At 41.0% G+C, this 17,567-nt stretch carries 18 protein-coding genes and 1 other annotated feature; of the genes, 14 read left to right on the top strand and 4 right to left on the bottom strand.

Annotated elements, in window-relative coordinates:
- The first annotated feature begins 20 nt into the window (after nucleotides 1-20).
- Nucleotides 21-1,100 carry a tetraprenyl-beta-curcumene synthase family protein gene (locus MHB41_RS13710; RefSeq protein WP_024424905.1) on the top strand — a complete coding sequence of 360 codons (1,080 nt, stop codon included), beginning with the start codon at nucleotides 21-23 and terminating at the stop codon, nucleotides 1,098-1,100.
- A gap of 178 nt (nucleotides 1,101-1,278) precedes the next feature.
- Here MHB41_RS13710 and MHB41_RS13705 read toward each other — a convergent pair whose 3' ends face one another.
- Nucleotides 1,279-1,851, bottom strand: a complete 573-nt coding sequence (locus tag MHB41_RS13705; RefSeq protein WP_101676743.1) for a class I SAM-dependent methyltransferase — start codon at nucleotides 1,849-1,851, stop codon at nucleotides 1,279-1,281.
- Nucleotides 1,848-2,813: a TIGR01212 family radical SAM protein gene (locus MHB41_RS13700; RefSeq protein ID WP_017358356.1), complete on the bottom strand. Its 966-nt coding sequence runs from the start codon at nucleotides 2,811-2,813 to the stop codon at nucleotides 1,848-1,850. The genes MHB41_RS13705 and MHB41_RS13700 overlap by 4 nt, the downstream gene beginning before the upstream one ends.
- Nucleotides 2,814-2,965: 152 nt before the next feature.
- On the opposite strand from MHB41_RS13700, the gene MHB41_RS13695 reads away from it, so the two are divergent.
- The 7 genes from MHB41_RS13695 to MHB41_RS13665 all read left to right on the top strand — a co-directional run bounded on the left by MHB41_RS13695 (nucleotide 2,966) and on the right by MHB41_RS13665 (nucleotide 7,843).
- The gene (locus MHB41_RS13695; protein ID WP_024426214.1) at nucleotides 2,966-3,241 is read left to right on the top strand and encodes a YtzC family protein; all 276 of its coding nucleotides are present in this window, start codon (nucleotides 2,966-2,968) and stop codon (nucleotides 3,239-3,241) included.
- A gap of 141 nt (nucleotides 3,242-3,382) precedes the next feature.
- Nucleotides 3,383-3,562, top strand: a complete 180-nt coding sequence (locus MHB41_RS13690) for a hypothetical protein (protein ID WP_024426213.1) — start codon at nucleotides 3,383-3,385, stop codon at nucleotides 3,560-3,562.
- 17 nt (nucleotides 3,563-3,579) lie between these two features.
- Nucleotides 3,580-3,972 (top strand): GntR family transcriptional regulator, encoded by a 393-nt coding sequence (locus MHB41_RS13685; RefSeq protein ID WP_024426212.1) that lies wholly within the window; start codon nucleotides 3,580-3,582, stop codon nucleotides 3,970-3,972.
- Nucleotides 3,965-4,843: an ABC transporter ATP-binding protein gene (locus MHB41_RS13680; protein ID WP_280806370.1), complete on the top strand. Its 879-nt coding sequence runs from the start codon at nucleotides 3,965-3,967 to the stop codon at nucleotides 4,841-4,843. Before MHB41_RS13685 ends, MHB41_RS13680 begins: the two co-directional genes overlap by 8 nt.
- Entirely contained in the window at nucleotides 4,837-5,823 is a 987-nt protein-coding gene (locus MHB41_RS13675; protein ID WP_176966860.1) for an ABC transporter permease subunit, read from the top strand. The genes MHB41_RS13680 and MHB41_RS13675 overlap by 7 nt, the downstream gene beginning before the upstream one ends.
- A 21-nt stretch (nucleotides 5,824-5,844) precedes the next feature.
- Nucleotides 5,845-6,543 carry an ABC transporter ATP-binding protein gene (locus MHB41_RS13670; RefSeq protein ID WP_024424897.1) on the top strand — a complete coding sequence of 233 codons (699 nt, stop codon included), beginning with the start codon at nucleotides 5,845-5,847 and terminating at the stop codon, nucleotides 6,541-6,543.
- Nucleotides 6,533-7,843, top strand: a complete 1,311-nt coding sequence (locus MHB41_RS13665) for an ABC transporter permease (RefSeq protein ID WP_251231935.1) — start codon at nucleotides 6,533-6,535, stop codon at nucleotides 7,841-7,843. The genes MHB41_RS13670 and MHB41_RS13665 overlap by 11 nt, the downstream gene beginning before the upstream one ends.
- Nucleotides 7,844-7,908: 65 nt before the next feature.
- Here MHB41_RS13665 and MHB41_RS13660 read toward each other — a convergent pair whose 3' ends face one another.
- Nucleotides 7,909-8,607 carry a med21 domain-containing protein gene (locus tag MHB41_RS13660; RefSeq protein WP_251231936.1) on the bottom strand — a complete coding sequence of 233 codons (699 nt, stop codon included), beginning with the start codon at nucleotides 8,605-8,607 and terminating at the stop codon, nucleotides 7,909-7,911.
- An 86-nt stretch (nucleotides 8,608-8,693) separates the two neighbouring features.
- The gene (locus MHB41_RS13655) at nucleotides 8,694-9,497 is read right to left on the bottom strand and encodes an STAS domain-containing protein (RefSeq protein ID WP_024426208.1); all 804 of its coding nucleotides are present in this window, start codon (nucleotides 9,495-9,497) and stop codon (nucleotides 8,694-8,696) included.
- A 422-nt stretch (nucleotides 9,498-9,919) separates the two neighbouring features.
- Between MHB41_RS13655 and MHB41_RS13650 the strand changes: the two genes are divergently transcribed.
- The 6 genes from MHB41_RS13650 to MHB41_RS13625 all read left to right on the top strand — a co-directional run bounded on the left by MHB41_RS13650 (nucleotide 9,920) and on the right by MHB41_RS13625 (nucleotide 17,523).
- On the top strand, nucleotides 9,920-10,249 hold the full coding sequence (locus MHB41_RS13650; protein WP_008343006.1) for a DUF4257 domain-containing protein: 330 nt from the start codon (nucleotides 9,920-9,922) through the stop codon (nucleotides 10,247-10,249).
- A gap of 103 nt (nucleotides 10,250-10,352) precedes the next feature.
- Nucleotides 10,353-10,574: a binding site (T-box leader), on the top strand.
- 97 nt (nucleotides 10,575-10,671) lie between these two features.
- A complete protein-coding gene (leuS, locus tag MHB41_RS13645; protein WP_046312139.1) occupies nucleotides 10,672-13,086 on the top strand; it encodes a leucine--tRNA ligase in 2,415 nt (804 codons plus the stop codon).
- A 130-nt stretch (nucleotides 13,087-13,216) separates the two neighbouring features.
- Complete coding sequence (locus MHB41_RS13640) at nucleotides 13,217-14,119, top strand: dienelactone hydrolase family protein (RefSeq protein WP_046312137.1); 903 nt, start codon at nucleotides 13,217-13,219, stop codon at nucleotides 14,117-14,119.
- Between the two features lie 46 nt (nucleotides 14,120-14,165).
- On the top strand, nucleotides 14,166-14,918 hold the full coding sequence (locus MHB41_RS13635; RefSeq protein WP_046312135.1) for an NAD(P)-dependent oxidoreductase: 753 nt from the start codon (nucleotides 14,166-14,168) through the stop codon (nucleotides 14,916-14,918).
- Between the two features lie 219 nt (nucleotides 14,919-15,137).
- Nucleotides 15,138-15,998 (top strand): carbohydrate ABC transporter permease, encoded by an 861-nt coding sequence (locus tag MHB41_RS13630; RefSeq protein ID WP_087976618.1) that lies wholly within the window; start codon nucleotides 15,138-15,140, stop codon nucleotides 15,996-15,998.
- Nucleotides 15,999-16,023: 25 nt separating this feature from the next.
- Nucleotides 16,024-17,523 carry an extracellular solute-binding protein gene (locus tag MHB41_RS13625; protein ID WP_267542793.1) on the top strand — a complete coding sequence of 500 codons (1,500 nt, stop codon included), beginning with the start codon at nucleotides 16,024-16,026 and terminating at the stop codon, nucleotides 17,521-17,523.
- The last annotated feature ends 44 nt before the right edge of the window (nucleotides 17,524-17,567 follow it).

Here is a 17,567-nt window from a genome sequence, read left to right as displayed (position 1 = left end):
TAAGTTGGGGGTGGAGTGATTTGTCAGTACCAGAGCGTCCTTTTGCACTGATGACAAAGGTGTATAAAGATATTTTTCCGCTTGTTCATCAGGAGCTGAAAAAGTGGCGGGCTCATGCCGAAATGATTGAAAATGAAGAACTGAGAACGCAGGCACTAGCGAGCATATCGAGTAAAACGTTTCACTGTGAAGGCGGAGGTATTTTATCTCTTCTGGCAGGTGAAGAGAAAGAAACATGTATTGAATTCATTGTGGCGTATCAAACCATTAGTGATTACTTAGATAACCTTTGTGACCGCAGCACGTCGCTTGATCCAAAGGATTTCCATATGCTGCATCAAGCGATGAGAGATGCGCTTGATATTCATGCTGAGCTCAAGCCATACTATCAATTCCGTGATGATCAAGAGGATCATGGATATTTACATGCGCTTGTCCGCACATGCCAAGATGTGCTTACGCGTGTTCGACATTATCCGATCATTCAGCCATATTTACACACGCTGTGTGATTACTATAGTGACCTGCAAGTACATAAGCACGTTGTTCCCCATGAGCGTGTACCACGGCTAGAGTCATGGTTCCGCCAGTATGAAAAAGATTTGCCGAAGATGGAATGGTATGAGTTTTCAGCTTGTGCGGGATCAACGTTAGGGATATTCTGTCTTGTGGCGTATGCGCTGCAGCCTGATTTTACAGAAAAGCAGGCGAAGCAAATTTACGAAAGCTATTTCCCTTATATTCAAGGTCTGCACATTTTACTCGATTATTTAATAGACCAAGAAGAGGACAGGCTTGGGGGAGATCTGAACTTTTGCTCATACTACGATTCTCATCATGAGATGATGGATAGACTTCAGCATTTTATCGAAAAAGCGGATGAGCAGCTGAAAGGTATTCCGCATGAAAACTTTCACAAATTAATTAACAGAGGATTACTGGCGGTCTATTTGTCCGATGAAAAAGTGACAGCCCAAAAAGAGATGAACAAGCTGGCAAAAAGGCTGATCAAATCAAGCGGGAAAACATCGTTCTTTTTCTATATTAACGGAAGAGCCTATCGGACCTATCAGAAAATGCCTTGGATGAAATCATCATAAAAAAGCTCAAATCCATTAGGATTTGAGCTTCAGCGTGTAGACAAACCCTCGCATTCGGTGTCATGTCTGCGCGCCGGTACTCACGAATGTCAAATTCGCTCCGTTCCGGTGCTCGCCCGTTCCTAGACTGCAAAGGTTTTCTATCACGCTGAAAAGAAGAAAAAAGCTAAAATGCACATCATTTTAGCTTTTTTTCAATGGCGACCACAAAAGGCGGGTCGTTTTGAATATTCATGTATTGATATGATAAAACTTGTACCTCTTCATGAGGGAGTGATCTGCAATAGTCGAGAAGCACTTCTTTTTCTCTTTTACCTTCGGGATGTCCATGGTAGATCACAAGGACGATCAGTCCTCCGGGTTTGAGCCATTCGAGGAGCTGCTTGATGGCTTCAATGGTTGTAGGAGCCTGAGTGGTGACGGCTTTATCGCCTCCTGGCAGATACCCAAGGTTAAACACTGCACCAGATATATGTCCATAAACATCCTTCGGAAGATGATCCGCCAGTTTTTCATGTCCATCATGGATCAGGTGAACGTAAGGATATTGACCGCCAAGCCTTTTGCTTGTCTGCTGCAAGGCTTCCTCTTGCACGTCGAATGCAAACACTTGTCCTTCAGTTCCTACAAGGTCCGCTAAATAGAGTGTATCATGGCCGTTTCCCATTGTTGCATCTATGACGATGTCGCCTTTTTGACAAGCGCGTTCTAACAGCTCTTTACTAAAAGGAAGCATGCGTTTCAAAATCATTTAGCTGCTTCTTCCAATCTGACGAAACGTTTCCCTTGGTAGCTGTTACGTCTTTCGAGCTCAGCATTAATGGCATTGAGCACTTCCCACTTGTTAACACTCCACATTGGACCAACCATTAATTCAATTGGGCCGTCCCCTGTAATACGGTGAATAATCATTTCTGGCGGCAGAATCTCCAGCTGATCACAAACAAGCTGAACATATTCCTCCTGGCTTAAAAACTCAAGCTTTCCTTTTTCATATTGCTTGACCATTGGAGTCCCTTTTAAAAGGTGAAGCAAATGAATTTTAATTCCCTGCACATCTAAATCCGCAACAGCTTTTGCTGTTTCCATCATCATGTCTCGGTTTTCAAGAGGCAATCCATTGATGATATGTGAGCAGACACGAATTCCGTGTTTTCTCAGTTTTTCTACACCTTCAACGTAGCATTCATAATCATGAGCACGGTTAATGAGCATAGCTGTCCGTTCGTGTACCGTTTGAAGACCAAGCTCTACCCATAGGTAAGTGCGTTCGTTTAATTCGGCTAAATACTCCACTACGTCATCCGGCAGACAGTCAGGTCTTGTTGCAATGGATAGACCTACGACACCATCCAGATTCATGACGGTTTCATATTTTTCTTTTAGGACAGGAAGCGGCGCGTGTGTGTTTGTATACGCCTGGAAATACGCCATGTATTTTCCGTCTTTCCATTTTGTATGCATCCGGTCTTTTATTTCGTTAAATTGAGTGATGAGATCATCAGCCCGGTTTCCTGCAAAATCACCAGATCCAGCGGCACTGCAAAATGTACAGCCGCCGTGGGCTACAGTACCATCACGGTTTGGGCAGTCAAAGCCGCCGTCTAAGGCTACTTTAAATACTTTATGACCAAAGTGTTCACGCAAATGGTAGTTCCATGTGTGATAACGTTTTTCGCTGTTTGAATATAAAAAAGGGTTATGCTGATCCAAGTCAGTAACCTCCTTGCATAATAATAGGCATCCTTAAAGTTTAACAAAAATCACGAAGGAGGACAATTGAATCTGTCCAACATTTTCTTTAGTGAAAAAGCTTTACATGGGCAAAATAGGCGGGAGCGATGATGAAATGGAGGGAATGTAAGATGGCAACAAGGCAGTCGATTGATGAATTTATTCAAAAAAGTACGGAAACCCTTGAGTTTGCAAGTGAACAATTTGATTTGAGCTCACGTCAGGAACATTATAATGAGGAAGAGTTTTCTAAAGCACAGCTCATGCTTGAGAATACGGTCAACGAATTAGAAAAATTAAAAGATGTCGCCAATGACCAGCAAAGAGAACGATTAGACAGGGCACGTGTTCAAATTCAGAGCTTACAAAATCAAATGATTTTAGGGATTTCTTACGATAATGAATGATGAACAGATCCTTCTTTTAAGGGTCTGTTTTTTATTTTCTTAATAAGTTATTGACTTTTATGCTGGGTATCTATATTGTATTAAGTGTACTACATCAACTAATACACTATAGACACTTAAAGTGAAGAAAGGTGTTCAACCATGAAAAAAGAAAAAAACCCAATTAATTTGAAGTGGATGGTGCTGGCTGTTGCGTTAGCATGTACATTTTTTTTCGTTCTTGTTTTCATTGGTTTTGAAGTTCAAAAAGATTTGATACCCAATTCAGTTCCTTTAATGCAAGGACATGAACAAGCGATAGGACTGCAAAAGCATGAATGAGGAAAGAGGGAGTCATCATGATTCAAATAGATCCAAGAAGCGCTGCGCCAATATATGAACAAATCATTGAGCAGCTCAAAATTTTATGTTTAAAAGGCGTGATGAAGCCTGGTGACAAACTGCCCTCTGTCAGAGAGCTCGCCACCATTATCATTGCCAACCCAAACACCGTCAGTAAAGCGTATAAAGAGCTAGAGCGGGAAGGGATTATTGAAACTCTGCGGGGCCGCGGTACGTATGTAACAGAAGGTGCTCAGTTAAAGCTGAATGAAGGGAAGGTGCTCCAGATGAAAGAACAGTTAAGACAACTCATCATAGAAGCTCATCATGCTGGTATAGATATTCATCAGCTCAAGGAATGGCTGGAAGAGATCGGCTCAAGTCTAAAAGGAGGAAAACAAGTTGATTGAGGTTAGAAATGTATCAAAGAAATTAAATGGACGCGAAGTACTCAGCGACGTTTCCTTCAAAATAGGCGAAGGTGAGATCTTCGGTCTGCTTGGCCGTAATGGCTCGGGGAAAACAACACTTCTCAGATTGATTCAGCAAATTCTTCTTCCGGATGAAGGAGAGATTTATTTTAAAGATGTGCTGGTGAAAGACCACCCTTTAGTAAAGCAAAATATTGTATTCATGCCGGTCGTGAATCCTTACTTTGACAGATACAATTACGGACAGCTTGTCCAGCTGTTAAAGCATATGTATCCAAAGTTTGACGTGACCTATGCCAATGAGCTTGTGAACCGCTATGAAATTCCGGAAAAAGTGAAGTATCGTGAGTTGTCGACAGGGTTAAAGAAACAGCTGTCATTAATTTTAAGCTTTGCCATCAAACCAGCGGTCATTTTATTAGATGAGCCGACTGATGGTATTGATGCGGTCACAAGAAATGACGTTCTTCAGCTGATGATTGACGAGGTGGCAGAACGACAAACAACGATTTTAATTACATCTCACCGCTTAGAGGACATTGAGCGCATGTGTAATCGAATTGGATTTTTAGAAGGAAATCAGCTCACAAGTGTCATGGATTTAGATGAATTAAAGAATGACTATGTCAAAATCCAAATGGCCTTTGAAGAAGATATGAACTTAAGTATTCGAAAAAATGGCGTTGCGATTTTGGATCAAGCGGGCGTTTTCTATACAGCGCTTGTTCTAAAAACCGACGAAGAAGCTAAAGAGTACTTGAAGTCACTGAAGCCAAAAGTATGGCATGAACTGCCTGTGAATTTAGAAGAAGTGTTCATTGCGAAGTTTGGAGGGAAACGCAGATGGTAAAGCGGCAATTATTATATAAGGAGTGGAAGCAATCTGAGCTGACATTCATTTTAGTGATGATTGTTGCGGTGTTTGCGACACCATTATCCCTCTTAATGGATTACTCAACCTTTCAAGATTGTTTGAAAAATTCAGACTGTATAATGGATTCAACAACATTCACTTATATGTTTAAGAAGGATGCATTTCTCTCACTTTCATGGATAATGGGAATATTTTTTGCTGTGATTCAACTAGGGTTTGAGAGAAATAAAGGACAGATGGACTTTACATTATCCTTGCCATTTAGCAGAAGTGCTATCTTTCATACCAAGTTTTTCTTAGGTGCTGGCATCATCGCAGGCGTTCATGTTGTCTCATATCTTATCATTTATTTACTCAAATTAGGCCTTCATCCAATAGAAACACCTGAGTTCAACAGTCGTTATTTTTATGCACTGTTGTCAGCTTTGATGATCTACAGTTTATTTTTTGCAGCAGGTACATTAACAGGAAGTGCTATATCCCAAACAATCGTTGGATTCAGTACGTCCATTCTACCATTTTTGTTAATTGGACTTCCGATCGTTCATTTAGATTTTATCTTTAGAACAAGTGAGAGGTGGATAGATACGAGCCTCAATTATTTGATATCGCCTATTTCACCAATTACTTATATTACAAATGACATTTTTCAACAAGAATATCAGCATTGGTTTAATGGTGAAGCATTCATCATTCCACTTGTCATGATGGTCATATTTTACCTGATTGGTTTGTTTAGCTTTATAAAACATCCAATTGAAAGAAATGGCCGCTTCTTCCTTTACTCAAGTATGGATAGACCAATTCAGATTATGGTCATTGTCTTCGGTGTTCTAGGGTTTGGATGGTTTGGTTTTTCTTCAGATAATTCCATATTTGGTTATATCGTTGGCATGCTCATCGGTGGAGCTGTGGGCGCACTAACGAGTTATTTCTTAATCTATCGAAAAAGATAAACAGAGAGCAGGGGAGTAGAGATGATTCAGATTCAAGCATTAGATCATGTATTTAAAATTGGTAAAAAGGGCAGGGAAAATGAAATTCCTGTGCTGAAAGGGATTGACCTGTCCATCAAAAGAGGCGATATTGCTTGTATTGTTGGACGAAGTGGTTCGGGGAAATCGACTTTATTGAACTTAATATCAGGCTATATTACGCCAACGAGCGGAAAAATTGTCATTGATGGTACCGATGTGACTGGCTTTAATGAAAAAGAATGGGCAGACTTTCGCTTAGATCACTTTGGCTTTATCTTTCAAAGCTTTCAGTTGATCGGGAGCTTAACAACGTATGAGAATGTTGAACTTCCGCTCACTTTAAAAGGGGTGAAGCCGTCTGAACGAAAGGCGAAAGTAAAAGAAATGCTGAAACGAGTAGGACTTGAACATCACGCAGGACATTACCCAAATGAGCTGTCAGGCGGACAGCAGCAGCGTGTGAGTATTGCAAGAGCCTTGATTTTAAATCCATCAATTATTTTAGCAGATGAACCAACAGGCAGTCTGGATTCAGAAACTGAAGGAGAAATTTTAGCCTTTATCCAGCAGCTCAATCGCGAAAAAGGAATTACATTTGTCATCATTACACATGACGATGAAGTCGCTTCAATCGCAGACACAACGTTCCAGCTTCACGACGGTGTATTAAAGAAAGGGGAACAATCCATTGAAATTTAGAGATCAGGTCAAATTCATTAGAAGAAATATGAAGAAAAATAGATTGCGTGTGTTTATGACCATTCTTGCGACGACAATGGCATGCTCTTTCTTAATCGTTCTAGCGTCTGTCGGTTTTGGTTTGCAAAAATCAGCTCAAGATGAAATTATGAAGCAGCAAATCATCACAGAAATTAAAGTGTTAGGAAAAGAAAAAGAAGACGTTAAGATTGATGATTTAAAGAAATATGATCATGTGAAATCTGTCGTCTCAAGAACGGCAATCAATCCTTCGGTTAACGTCGAGCTCGATAACCGTTCAAGTGAAACGCAGGCTGCTTTGACTGATATGAAAGAAGAAAAAGAAGCAGGTCTTGAACTAGACCGAGGAAAAGTCCCAACATCAGCGAACGAAATTGTGGTTGGGTATCATATGGCGCAGCAACTGTGGACAAAAAAAGAACGCGAAGCCTATGAAAAAGAATTAAACCAGACGTCAAATGGGGAAGAAACACCGAAGGAGCCAAAAGGCTACACGAAGGATATTTTAAATAAAGTGATTCAAATCAAAGTGCCAAAACTAAATGAAGAAGGTGAAGTCGTTAAAGAAAAAACATTTGATTTCCGTGTAGTAGGCGTTTTGAAAAAGCCGAATTTGGAGTGGCAGGAGGATCATAAAATTCTGATTCCGAATGCTTATGAAAAAGAATTTGGTCAAATACTCGATCTGTCTCCTGAAGCAGGAAATGTCGAGAAAATGACCTCTGTTTATGCAGATAAATTCGACAATGTCGGTACGCTCACGAATAAACTGACAGATGAGGGCTATCAAGTTATCTCTGTGACGAACCAGCTTGAAGGAATGGATATGTTCTTTACGGTCTTCAAAATTGGACTCATTTTTGTCGGATGTATTGCTGTCATTATTTCTGCCATCGGAATTTTCAATACGATGACCATGGCGGTAACAGAGCGAACACAAGAGATTGGGATTATGAAAGCCATTGGCGCGAATCCATCCATTATCAAGCGGATGTTCCTAATGGAAAGTGCTTATATTGGAGTAATCGGATCAATCATCGGTATTATCATCTCATATTTGATTAGTTTCGCCGTTAATTTAATCATCCCAGCCATTTTGTCGTCCATGTCTGAGGGAGGATCAAGCGATCAATTCTCGATTACTTTTTCCTATATTCCACTCAGCCTTGTCATTACAGCGACAGTGATCAGTGCAGGGGTAGCGATCATTTCAGGGCTTAACCCGGCACGTAAGGCAACAAAAACGAATGTATTAGCAGCTTTAAGAAGAGAAATCTAAAAAAGAACCTCCTGTAAACCCGATTGGGCGCTCAGGAGGTTCTTTTTTATCTTAATTAAACATCGCTATTGCTTAGGTGCCCTGTATCCGGCACGCTCTGCCTCTTCAACAGAGCAGAACATTTTGGTTATATTCTTTGTTCTAGAGTAGTATCTGCTGCTTGGTGTGTGGTAAATACCGTTGACACTCCCTTTAATGTTACAGGCAGCCGATTCTTTTTTTGTTTCCTTTTGTGATTCATGACCGCCTGTGCTTTTTCCTTCATCTTTAGGTGCGGAGCGCTGGACGGTGGAAGACTTCGTATCGCTGCTGCTATTCTTGATTTTTTGTTTGAGTGTTTCATTGCTGGAGGTGAGCTTGTCTATTTTCTGTTCAAGCGATTGAATGGTCTTTTCTTGCTGTTTGACCGTTTCTTTTTCTGAGGTGATGGTTTCTAGCTTTTTTTCCAGCTTTTCTTTTTCCTTCTCCGCATCTTCTAAAGAGGAGGTAAGCGACTCTTTATCAGCTGTTAAGCGCGAAATGTCAGAGGAGAGTTCCTTTTGATCCTTTAACAGCTGTTCGGAAGATGGGTCGGCTTGTGCCTTTGGCGCATTTCCAGCAGTAAGCGGTAATGACATAATGGAAAAGAAGAGACCAATGATCAAAAAAGGATAAAAAAGTTTCTTTGAAAAAATCAGCTCGTTCTTGCGTTTGAGTAAGAAGAAATTGACAGCATATCCGATGGCAAAACAAATACATAAAAGACCTAATATGAGTAACAGCATATCTAACAGCCCCCCTAAATTGCTATTTACACCTATCATACCTCATTTTTCCATTTTGGGGAGCAGTTCAATTAAAAAAACCCTGTTTACACAGGGTTTTCAGCTAATGGTAATCCTTTTATGGCTTCTTTTACAGTCAAATAAGTGATCGTATTCTGGAAATCTGTATCGAGGTCTTTCATTTTCAGCGCAAGCTGCGGCTTAATCCCAGTGATGATCAGTTCGGTTCCAGTAAGATTGAGAAGATGATGCAGTTTGAAAATACGTGCTGCAACGGAATCATCGACTTCGATTAAACCAGAAAGGTCGACAATTAAATAATCATCCTTTGAATCATCTAATATACAGGTTAACTTAGCGACAATAGCATCAAAGCGTTCTTCAGATAATTTCCCGATAAGCGGAAGAGCAGATACACCATTTTTGATTGGGACGATTGGCGTCGAAAGAGAGGTGACTTCCTGTAAGGAATCTTCTAGGAGCTGTTCATATTCTTTCTGTTTCGTAATATCCTTTTGAAAACCAATGAAAAATGTTTTGTCATCTTGTTCAATGTATAGAGGATCTATATTGAGTTCATTCCAAAAAAAAGTGCCGTCTTTTTTATAATTTTTTAGCTGTGTGGTAATAGGTGTTTTGTTTTGAATTCCATGACGAATTAAAGCAAGCTGCTTTTGATCCGTGTCTTTTCCTTGAAGGAATCGACAATTACGACCAAGAATTTCATCTGGTTTGTATCCAGTCATTTGTGTAAAGCCGTGATTCACATAAACGATAGGGTTATCCTCTAAGGAAGGGTCTGTAATGACAACACCGATCCGCGCATGATCCAGCGCTTTTTTGATGAGTTCAAGCTGTTTTTGCAAGCCGAAAATGTTCGAGCTGACCATATTACCCTCCTTTGCTGCTATAAGACATATCAAATGGTTGTCTTTTCAACCAAATGAATCCTTTTAAACGTAACATAACATATGTTCTGTTTCAACGATTGCAAACGCTTTGTTAAATTTGTCATCATAGTTTGTCCTCCATTAGAATAGAGTAAGTAAGGAGACTTTTCATTAGAAAAAGAAGGAATCAATTACTCATCATTCATAAAATGACAAAAATAGTTAATATGGATTAGGTAAAAATGATTCCAATGCATCAAGATTGTTTTTAGGTCATTCACATATAATGGAAGAAACAAGCTTTTTTTCTTCGTTAGAGAGAATAGACCTTTTACATGGATTATGACGGAACAGCAGAATGGCATTACAGGGGGCTGGACAGCCTGAAGTCGCTTTACTATTCTAAGGGCTTTAGGAAGGTGATGAAAATGCTGCAACAAGTCATTATTGCTTGCGCCATTGGAGGGGTCATGGGCATTCTCGGTCACGTAAAGAAAAAAGGCAGGCTAGAGAAGCCCAGAATGACAAAAAAGTTTATTTACTTAGGGTTTATTGAAGATTGGCTCGTTGGGATGATTGCCGCTACACTGCTTGTCTTATCCTCAAATCCCGAATCTAGTCTGCACTTGATCATCTTATCCATTATTTCAGGTTACGGAGGAGAAGCAGTTCTGCGAAGCTTCGATTTTGTGAGAGAAGAACGTTCACAGGATGCAGGCTCCAACCGTCATAACCGATCTCCACACGAATAATATCCTCTACTTTACCCTAGTCTAGGGTACATTCCCATTGTATACAAACCTGCTTGCACTTATGATCATAATTCTATAAAATACTACTTAGATGACGGTTACGATAAGAACAGTGAAGAGGAGTAGTAGGAAAGCAGTATTTGTCTTTAGAGAATTGACGGCTGGTGAAAGTCAATCAAATCTGCTTCTGAACTCGCCTCAGAGTTGCAGTTGCGTTAAAGCTTCTGTCGCATGTCTGCGTTAAAGATATTAAGTGAGCGTACGAACAGCATGTTACGCTAACAAGGGTGGTACCGCGGGAACCAAAAAATCTCTCGTCCCTTTCCAGGGATGAGGGTTTTTTGTTGATTTTAGAAAAATCTGAATTCTTGCAGTGGCCATCTAAGCAGATAAAGCCGTACATATTAAAGGAGGTTTTCACATTGAGTTTTCAGCATCGGGAAATTGAAAAGAAGTGGCAGGATTATTGGCTGACACATAAAACATTCGCCACATCTGACTCGGAAGATAAACCGAAGTTTTATGCACTTGATATGTTTCCATATCCATCAGGAGCAGGGCTTCATGTCGGGCACCCTGAGGGCTATACAGCAACGGATATTTTATCACGCATGAAACGCATGCAGGGATATGATGTTCTTCATCCAATGGGATGGGACGCATTTGGTCTCCCAGCAGAACAGTATGCACTTGATACAGGAAATGATCCGGCGGCTTTTACAGAAGAGAACATCAATAACTTCCGCCGCCAAATTCAATCACTAGGGTTCTCGTATGATTGGGATCGAGAAATCAACACGACAGATCCGAATTACTACAAATGGACACAATGGATTTTCTTAAAATTGTACGAAAAAGGATTGGCCTATATCGATGAAGTACCAGTGAACTGGTGCCCAGCGCTTGGCACAGTGCTTGCAAATGAAGAAGTCATTGATGGAAAAAGTGAACGCGGAGGGCATCCTGTTGAAAGACGTCCTATGAAGCAGTGGATGCTAAAGATTACAGCATATGCGGACAGGCTGTTAGAAGATTTAGAGGACATTGATTGGCCTGAAAGCATCAAAGATATGCAGCGTAACTGGATCGGACGCTCTGAAGGTGCGCACGTTCATTTTGAAGTAGAAGGACATGACGAACAGTTTACGGTTTTCACAACGCGTCCTGATACACTATTTGGCGCAACATATGCAGTGCTTGCACCAGAGCATGCACTTGTTGAAAAAATTACATCAGATGCTCAAAAAGAAGCTGTCGAAGCGTATATCAAAGAGATTCAATCAAAGAGTGACTTAGAGCGGACAGATCTTGCTAAAACGAAGACAGGTATTTTCACAGGAGCGTATGCCATCAATCCTTTAAATGGTGAAAAGATGCCGATCTGGATTGCCGATTACGTGCTGGCGACTTATGGAACTGGAGCCATTATGGCGGTTCCGGCCCATGATGAACGTGACTATGAATTCGCCAAAACCTTTGATCTTCCAATTAAAGAAGTTGTAGAAGGCGGAGACATTGAGAAAGAAGCCTACACAGGTGATGGAAAGCACATTAACTCTGATTTCCTAAATGGCTTAGGAAAAGAAGAAGCGATTGAAAAAGCGATTGCATGGCTTGAAGAACATCAAAAAGGTGAAAAGAAAGTCACATATCGTTTAAGAGACTGGCTGTTCAGCCGTCAGCGCTACTGGGGTGAGCCGATTCCAATCATTCATTGGGAGGACGGAACATCTTCAGCTGTTTCAGAAGAAGAGCTTCCACTGATCTTGCCTAAGACGACAGAGATTAAGCCAAGTGGTACAGGTGAATCACCGTTAGCCAATATTAAAGACTGGGTTGAGGTTGTAGATCCTGTTACAGGTAAGAAAGGCCGCCGCGAAACGAATACAATGCCGCAATGGGCAGGCAGCTGCTGGTATTTCTTACGTTATATTGATCCTCATAACACAGAAGAGCTTGCCTCTCCTGAGAAGCTGAAGAAATGGCTTCCAGTTGATGTGTATATCGGCGGAGCAGAACACGCTGTACTGCATCTTCTATATGCACGCTTCTGGCATAAGTTCTTGTATGATATCGGTGTTGTTCCAACAAAAGAACCTTTCATGAAATTGTTCAACCAAGGTATGATTCTTGGGGAAAACAATGAAAAAATGAGTAAATCAAAAGGAAATGTGGTCAACCCGGATGATATCGTAGAATCTCATGGTGCGGATACATTACGACTTTATGAAATGTTCATGGGACCTTTAGATGCGTCAATTGCTTGGTCTGAAACAGGACTTGATGGCGCTCGTCGTTTCCTTGATCGTGTATGGCGTCTCTTTACAAATGAAGATGGCTCACTCAGTGATAAAGTGACAGAGCAATCTGGCGGCGCATTAGAACGCAGCTATCATGAAACAGTCATGAAGGTAACGGATCATTATGAAGGCTTGCGTTTCAATACAGGCATTTCACAATTAATGGTGTTTATCAACGATGCCTATAAAGCTGATACACTGCCGAAAGAATATGCAGAAGGCTTTGTAAAGCTTCTTTCTCCAATTGCACCGCATTTAGCAGAAGAGCTTTGGAATAAACTTGGTCATGAAGGATCTATTTCTTATGAAGCATGGCCTCAATATGATGAGTCAAAACTTGTCGACGATGAAGTAGAAATTGTCGTACAGCTTAACGGTAAAGTAAAAGCAAAATTAACCGTTCCTGCTGATGCAACAAGGGAGCAGTTAGAAGAGCTCGCGAAAAATGATGTACGTGTAAAAGAACAGCTTGAAGGGAAAACCATTCGTAAAGTGATTGCAGTTCCTGGGAAGCTTGTCAATATTGTTGCGAACTAATGATGACACCCATCGGTATGAACCGGTGGGTGTTCTTTATTTCCCGGGACATAATTTTGTCGAAAACAAGGTGATTCCCGCATCGGTCTCGTATTTTAACAGGTGATCAAGAAAATGAGGAGTGACGTCAATGGAAAAGGAAAGCAAACGTGAACAACTGCTCAGTCTGTTAGGAGAAATGCCAGAACGTCATCGCGTGGAGGCTTATACGTTAAAAATGGAAGAACGTGAATCATATGTAGTGGAAACGCTCATTCTCTCCATGAATGGTGAAGAGGAAGTCCCTGCTTATTTCGTGAAACCGAAGGATACGGTGAAAAAAAGACCCGTTGTACTGTTCCAGCATTCACATGGCGGGAATTACGTGAATGGGAAGGACGAGCTGTTAAAAGGTGCTCATTATTTGCAAACGCCTTCATATGCAAAAGAGTTTACGTCTAAAGGATATAGTGTACTGGCCATTGATCATGCAGGGTTTGGTGAGAGAAGAGGAAGAACAGAAAGTGAAATATTTAAGGAAATGCTTTTAACAGGAAAAGTGATGTGGGGCATGATGCTGTATGAAAGTATGTGTGCGATTGATTATTTGCTGTCTCGATCTGATGTGCTGGCGGACAGGTTAGCTGTCTTTGGGATGTCAATGGGCGGTCTTCTTTCCTGGTGGACGGCTGCACTTGATGAGAGGGTCAGTGTGTGTATTGATCTTTGTGCACAGGTGGACCATCATACATTAATTGAAACGAACAATTTGGACAGACATGGCTTTTATTACTATGTACCGAGCTTGGCGAAGCATTTTACAGCAGCGGACATTCAAGAAATGATTTTTCCAAGACCGCATTTAAGCTTAGTTGGAAAACTTGATCAGCTCACGCCTGCTGAAGGCGTTGGAAGGATTCAAAAGGTATTGAGTCAAACCTATGAAGCTGCTTCATTGAAAGAACGATATCAGCTTACCCGTCTTCATGCAGGTCATTTTGAAACAGCCGCTATGCGTCACGAGGCGACACGATTTTTGAAAAAGTGGCTGTAATCAAGAAATGCTTGGACATACTACGTCAAAAGAAAGGAGGAGACAGATGAAAAAAATCACCATCATTGGCGGATGCGGTGTGATTGGACGTCTTTTAACAAAAGCGCTCTCTGATGAGTACAGCGTCACGATTATTGATCTAACAAGCTGTGTAGAAGGAGTCATTTTAGCCGATGCAGCGAATGAACAGAATGTATATGAGGCAATTCCGCGGGATACAGATGTCATCTTGCATCTTCTAAACATGGACATGACGCATGATGTGATGGATCATGAAGAATTTGCAAAAATGACTGATATTTTTTGGAGGAGTACTTATTATATGTTTCGTTCAGCCGCGAGGCTTGGAATTCGAAAAGTCATTTTTGCAAGCAGCAACCATGTGACGGATCGTTATGAAGAGGATGGACGCTCCTTACTTGGGCGGCAGATTACAACTGACGATGTGCCTGCGACTAAAAATGTCTATGGCATATTAAAGTTTGCTTCCGAACAGCTGGGACGTTTGTTCCACGATCAATCGGGAATGTCTGTCATCAATTTAAGAATTGGAACAGTTGTAACAGATGAGATGACGGCATTGCACAAAAAGCAAAGAACAAAAAGAACTCTGCTGTCACACGAGGATCTTGCAGGTATGATAAAGGCAGCGATTGAATCAGATATTCCCTTTGGGACCTATTATGCTGTATCAGAGAATGAAGAAAAGCCGTGGTCTATTGAGAAAACGAAGCAGGAGTTAGGCTATGAACCAGATGTCAATACGACGGAGATCCTCGGAGACGATGATCAAGCATAGGGCATAATCATGTCATGAGCTAATGATCTTATTCTTTTGTTTCATGAGCATAAAAGCACGGCTGATATGATCTATCCAGTTGGTCTGTCAAAATGATTATAGACGCTTTCTTCCCCCGTTTGTTACATTTTAATCACGATATCGTCACAGGCTGCAGCTTACTTTCAGATGAAATGATAACGCTTTCAAAGAAAGGGCGTGATGAACATAGATCGTTCTATTAAAGGCCGATTGTTCAATTTATTTAATTACTCTTTTCTACTCATGTTCGCATTAATATGTGTGCTTCCGTTCATCCATGTCATTGCCGCCTCTTTTGCAACAGTAGAAGAGGTCATCACGAAGAAGTTTATCTTGTTCCCGACGACGTTTTCTTTAGAGGCATATCGGTATATTTTTTCTACAGATATTGTGTATCGCAGCCTCATTGTGTCCATTCTTGTGACGCTCGTTGGAACAGCTGTCAGCATGTTTTTGTCCTCGCTTATGGCATACGGTCTGTCTCGCCAGGAGCTAAAAGGCCGGAGAACACTGATGTTTCTCGTTGTTTTCACGATGCTGTTTAGCGGAGGGATGATTCCGACGTTTATTGTGGTGAAAACACTTGGTCTGCTTGATACGTATTGGTCACTTATTCTACCGGTTGCAATCAATGCGTTCAATTTAATCATTTTGAAAAACTTTTTTCAAAACATACCAGCAAGTCTTGAGGAATCAGCGAAGATGGACGGCTGTAACGATTTAGGGATTTTCTTTAAAATTGTGCTGCCACTTTCTTTGCCAGCCATTGCAACCATTTCACTTTTTTATGCCGTGACGTATTGGAATACGTATATGACTGCCATTCTGTATTTAAATGATTCAGTGAAGTGGCCGATTCAGGTGCTGCTGAGACAGATTGTCATTGTCTCAAGCGGAATGCAGGGAGATATGTCGGATATGGGCTCATCCACACCACCGCCAGACCAGACGATTAAAATGGCTGTGATCGTTGTGGCAACCATTCCGGTTCTGCTTGTCTATCCATTTATTCAAAAGCATTTCAACAAAGGGGCATTACTAGGTTCTGTAAAGGGTTAAAAAGATGGAACAACGGAGGGATCTTATGGGGAGAAAGAAATTATGGCTGCTTGCGTTTGTCCTGTTATTTGCAGCAAGCGGTATTCTGTTAGCGTGTTCAAGTAAAGGGGCAAACTCATCAGATGAGAAGGTTGATTTAGACAAAAAGGTAAAGCTGACATGGATGGCGATTTTATATCATCAGCAGCCGCCGAAGGATTCCGTTTTAAAAGAGATTGAGAAGCTCACAAATACAGAGCTTGATATTACATGGGTGCCTGATGCTGTGAAGGAAGATCGGTTAAATTCCGCACTTGCAGCAGGGAATTTGCCGCAAATTGTGACGATTCAAGACATTAAAAATTCGTCTGCGATTAATGCGTTCAGATCAGGCATGTTTTGGGAAGTCGGTCCGTATTTAAAGGATTATCCAAATTTAAGTAAGATGAACGAATTGATTAATAAAAACGCCTCTATAGACGGGAAGCTTTATGGCATCTATAGAGAGAGACCACTTTCAAGACAAGGGATTGTCATTCGAAAGGATTGGCTTGAAAATTTAAATTTGGATACACCAAAAACATTGGATGATCTATATGAAGTAGCCAAAGCCTTTACTGAAAAAGACCCGAATCAAAATGGAAAAGCGGATACAATTGGCTTTACGGATCGGAACGATTTAATTTATGGCGCATTTAAAACACTTGGTTCATATGAAGGAATGCCCACAGACTGGAAAGAAGAAAACGGGAAATTCACGCCAGACTTTATGACAGATGAGTACATGAATACAATGAAATACATGAAAAAGCTGCGCGACAATGGCTATATTAACAAAGACTTCCCAGTGACAAGCAAAACACAGCAGCAGGAATTATTCTCACAAGGAAAAGCAGGCATCTATGTTGGAAATATGGTAGATGCCGTGAACCTGAGAGATGATGCGACAGATAAAAACATGAAAGTAGATATTATCAACCGAATCAAAGGCCCAGATGGCAAAGAACGTGTGTGGGCATCAGGTGGTCATAATGGCATCTTCGCATTCCCTAAAACAAGCGTGAAATCAGAGGCAGAATTAAAGCGGATTTTGGCCTTCTTTGACCGCATTGCCGAAGAAGATGTATATGGTCTCATGACGTACGGTATAGATGGCCAGCATTATAAGAAAGAAGAAGGAAATACATTTGTCAGGGAAGAAAGCCAAGTGAAAAGCTGGCAGACAGATGTACAGCCGCTTGTCAGTCTTGTAGGAATTGATAAACGTTACTTGAAAAATAAAGGGGATGCAGTTCGTTCTAAATATGAAGAGCTAGAAGAAGACAATCAAAACATCATCGTTGCCAATCCTGCTGAAAGCCTGTATTCAGAAACAGCATCAGAGCGTGGAAACGAATTGAAGAAAATCATCGATGATGCGACGTATAAGTTCATTCTTGGAGACATCAGTGAAGATCAATTTCAGAAGGATGTAGAGAAGTGGAAATCCAATGGTGGGAATAAAATCATAGAAGAATATGAAGCTTCCTTTAAAAAATCAAAATGACCAATAGGAACACCCCCGCAAAGCAAAAAAGCGGGGGTGTTTTC

Origin of the sequence: Bacillus sp. FSL H7-0578 (assembly GCF_038630855.1) — a bacterium.
Taxonomy (GTDB): Bacteria; Bacillota; Bacilli; order Bacillales; family Bacillaceae; genus Bacillus; species Bacillus safensis.
The sequence above is the reverse complement of the archived record's forward strand: the minus strand, read 5'-3'. Positions and strand labels throughout refer to the sequence as shown.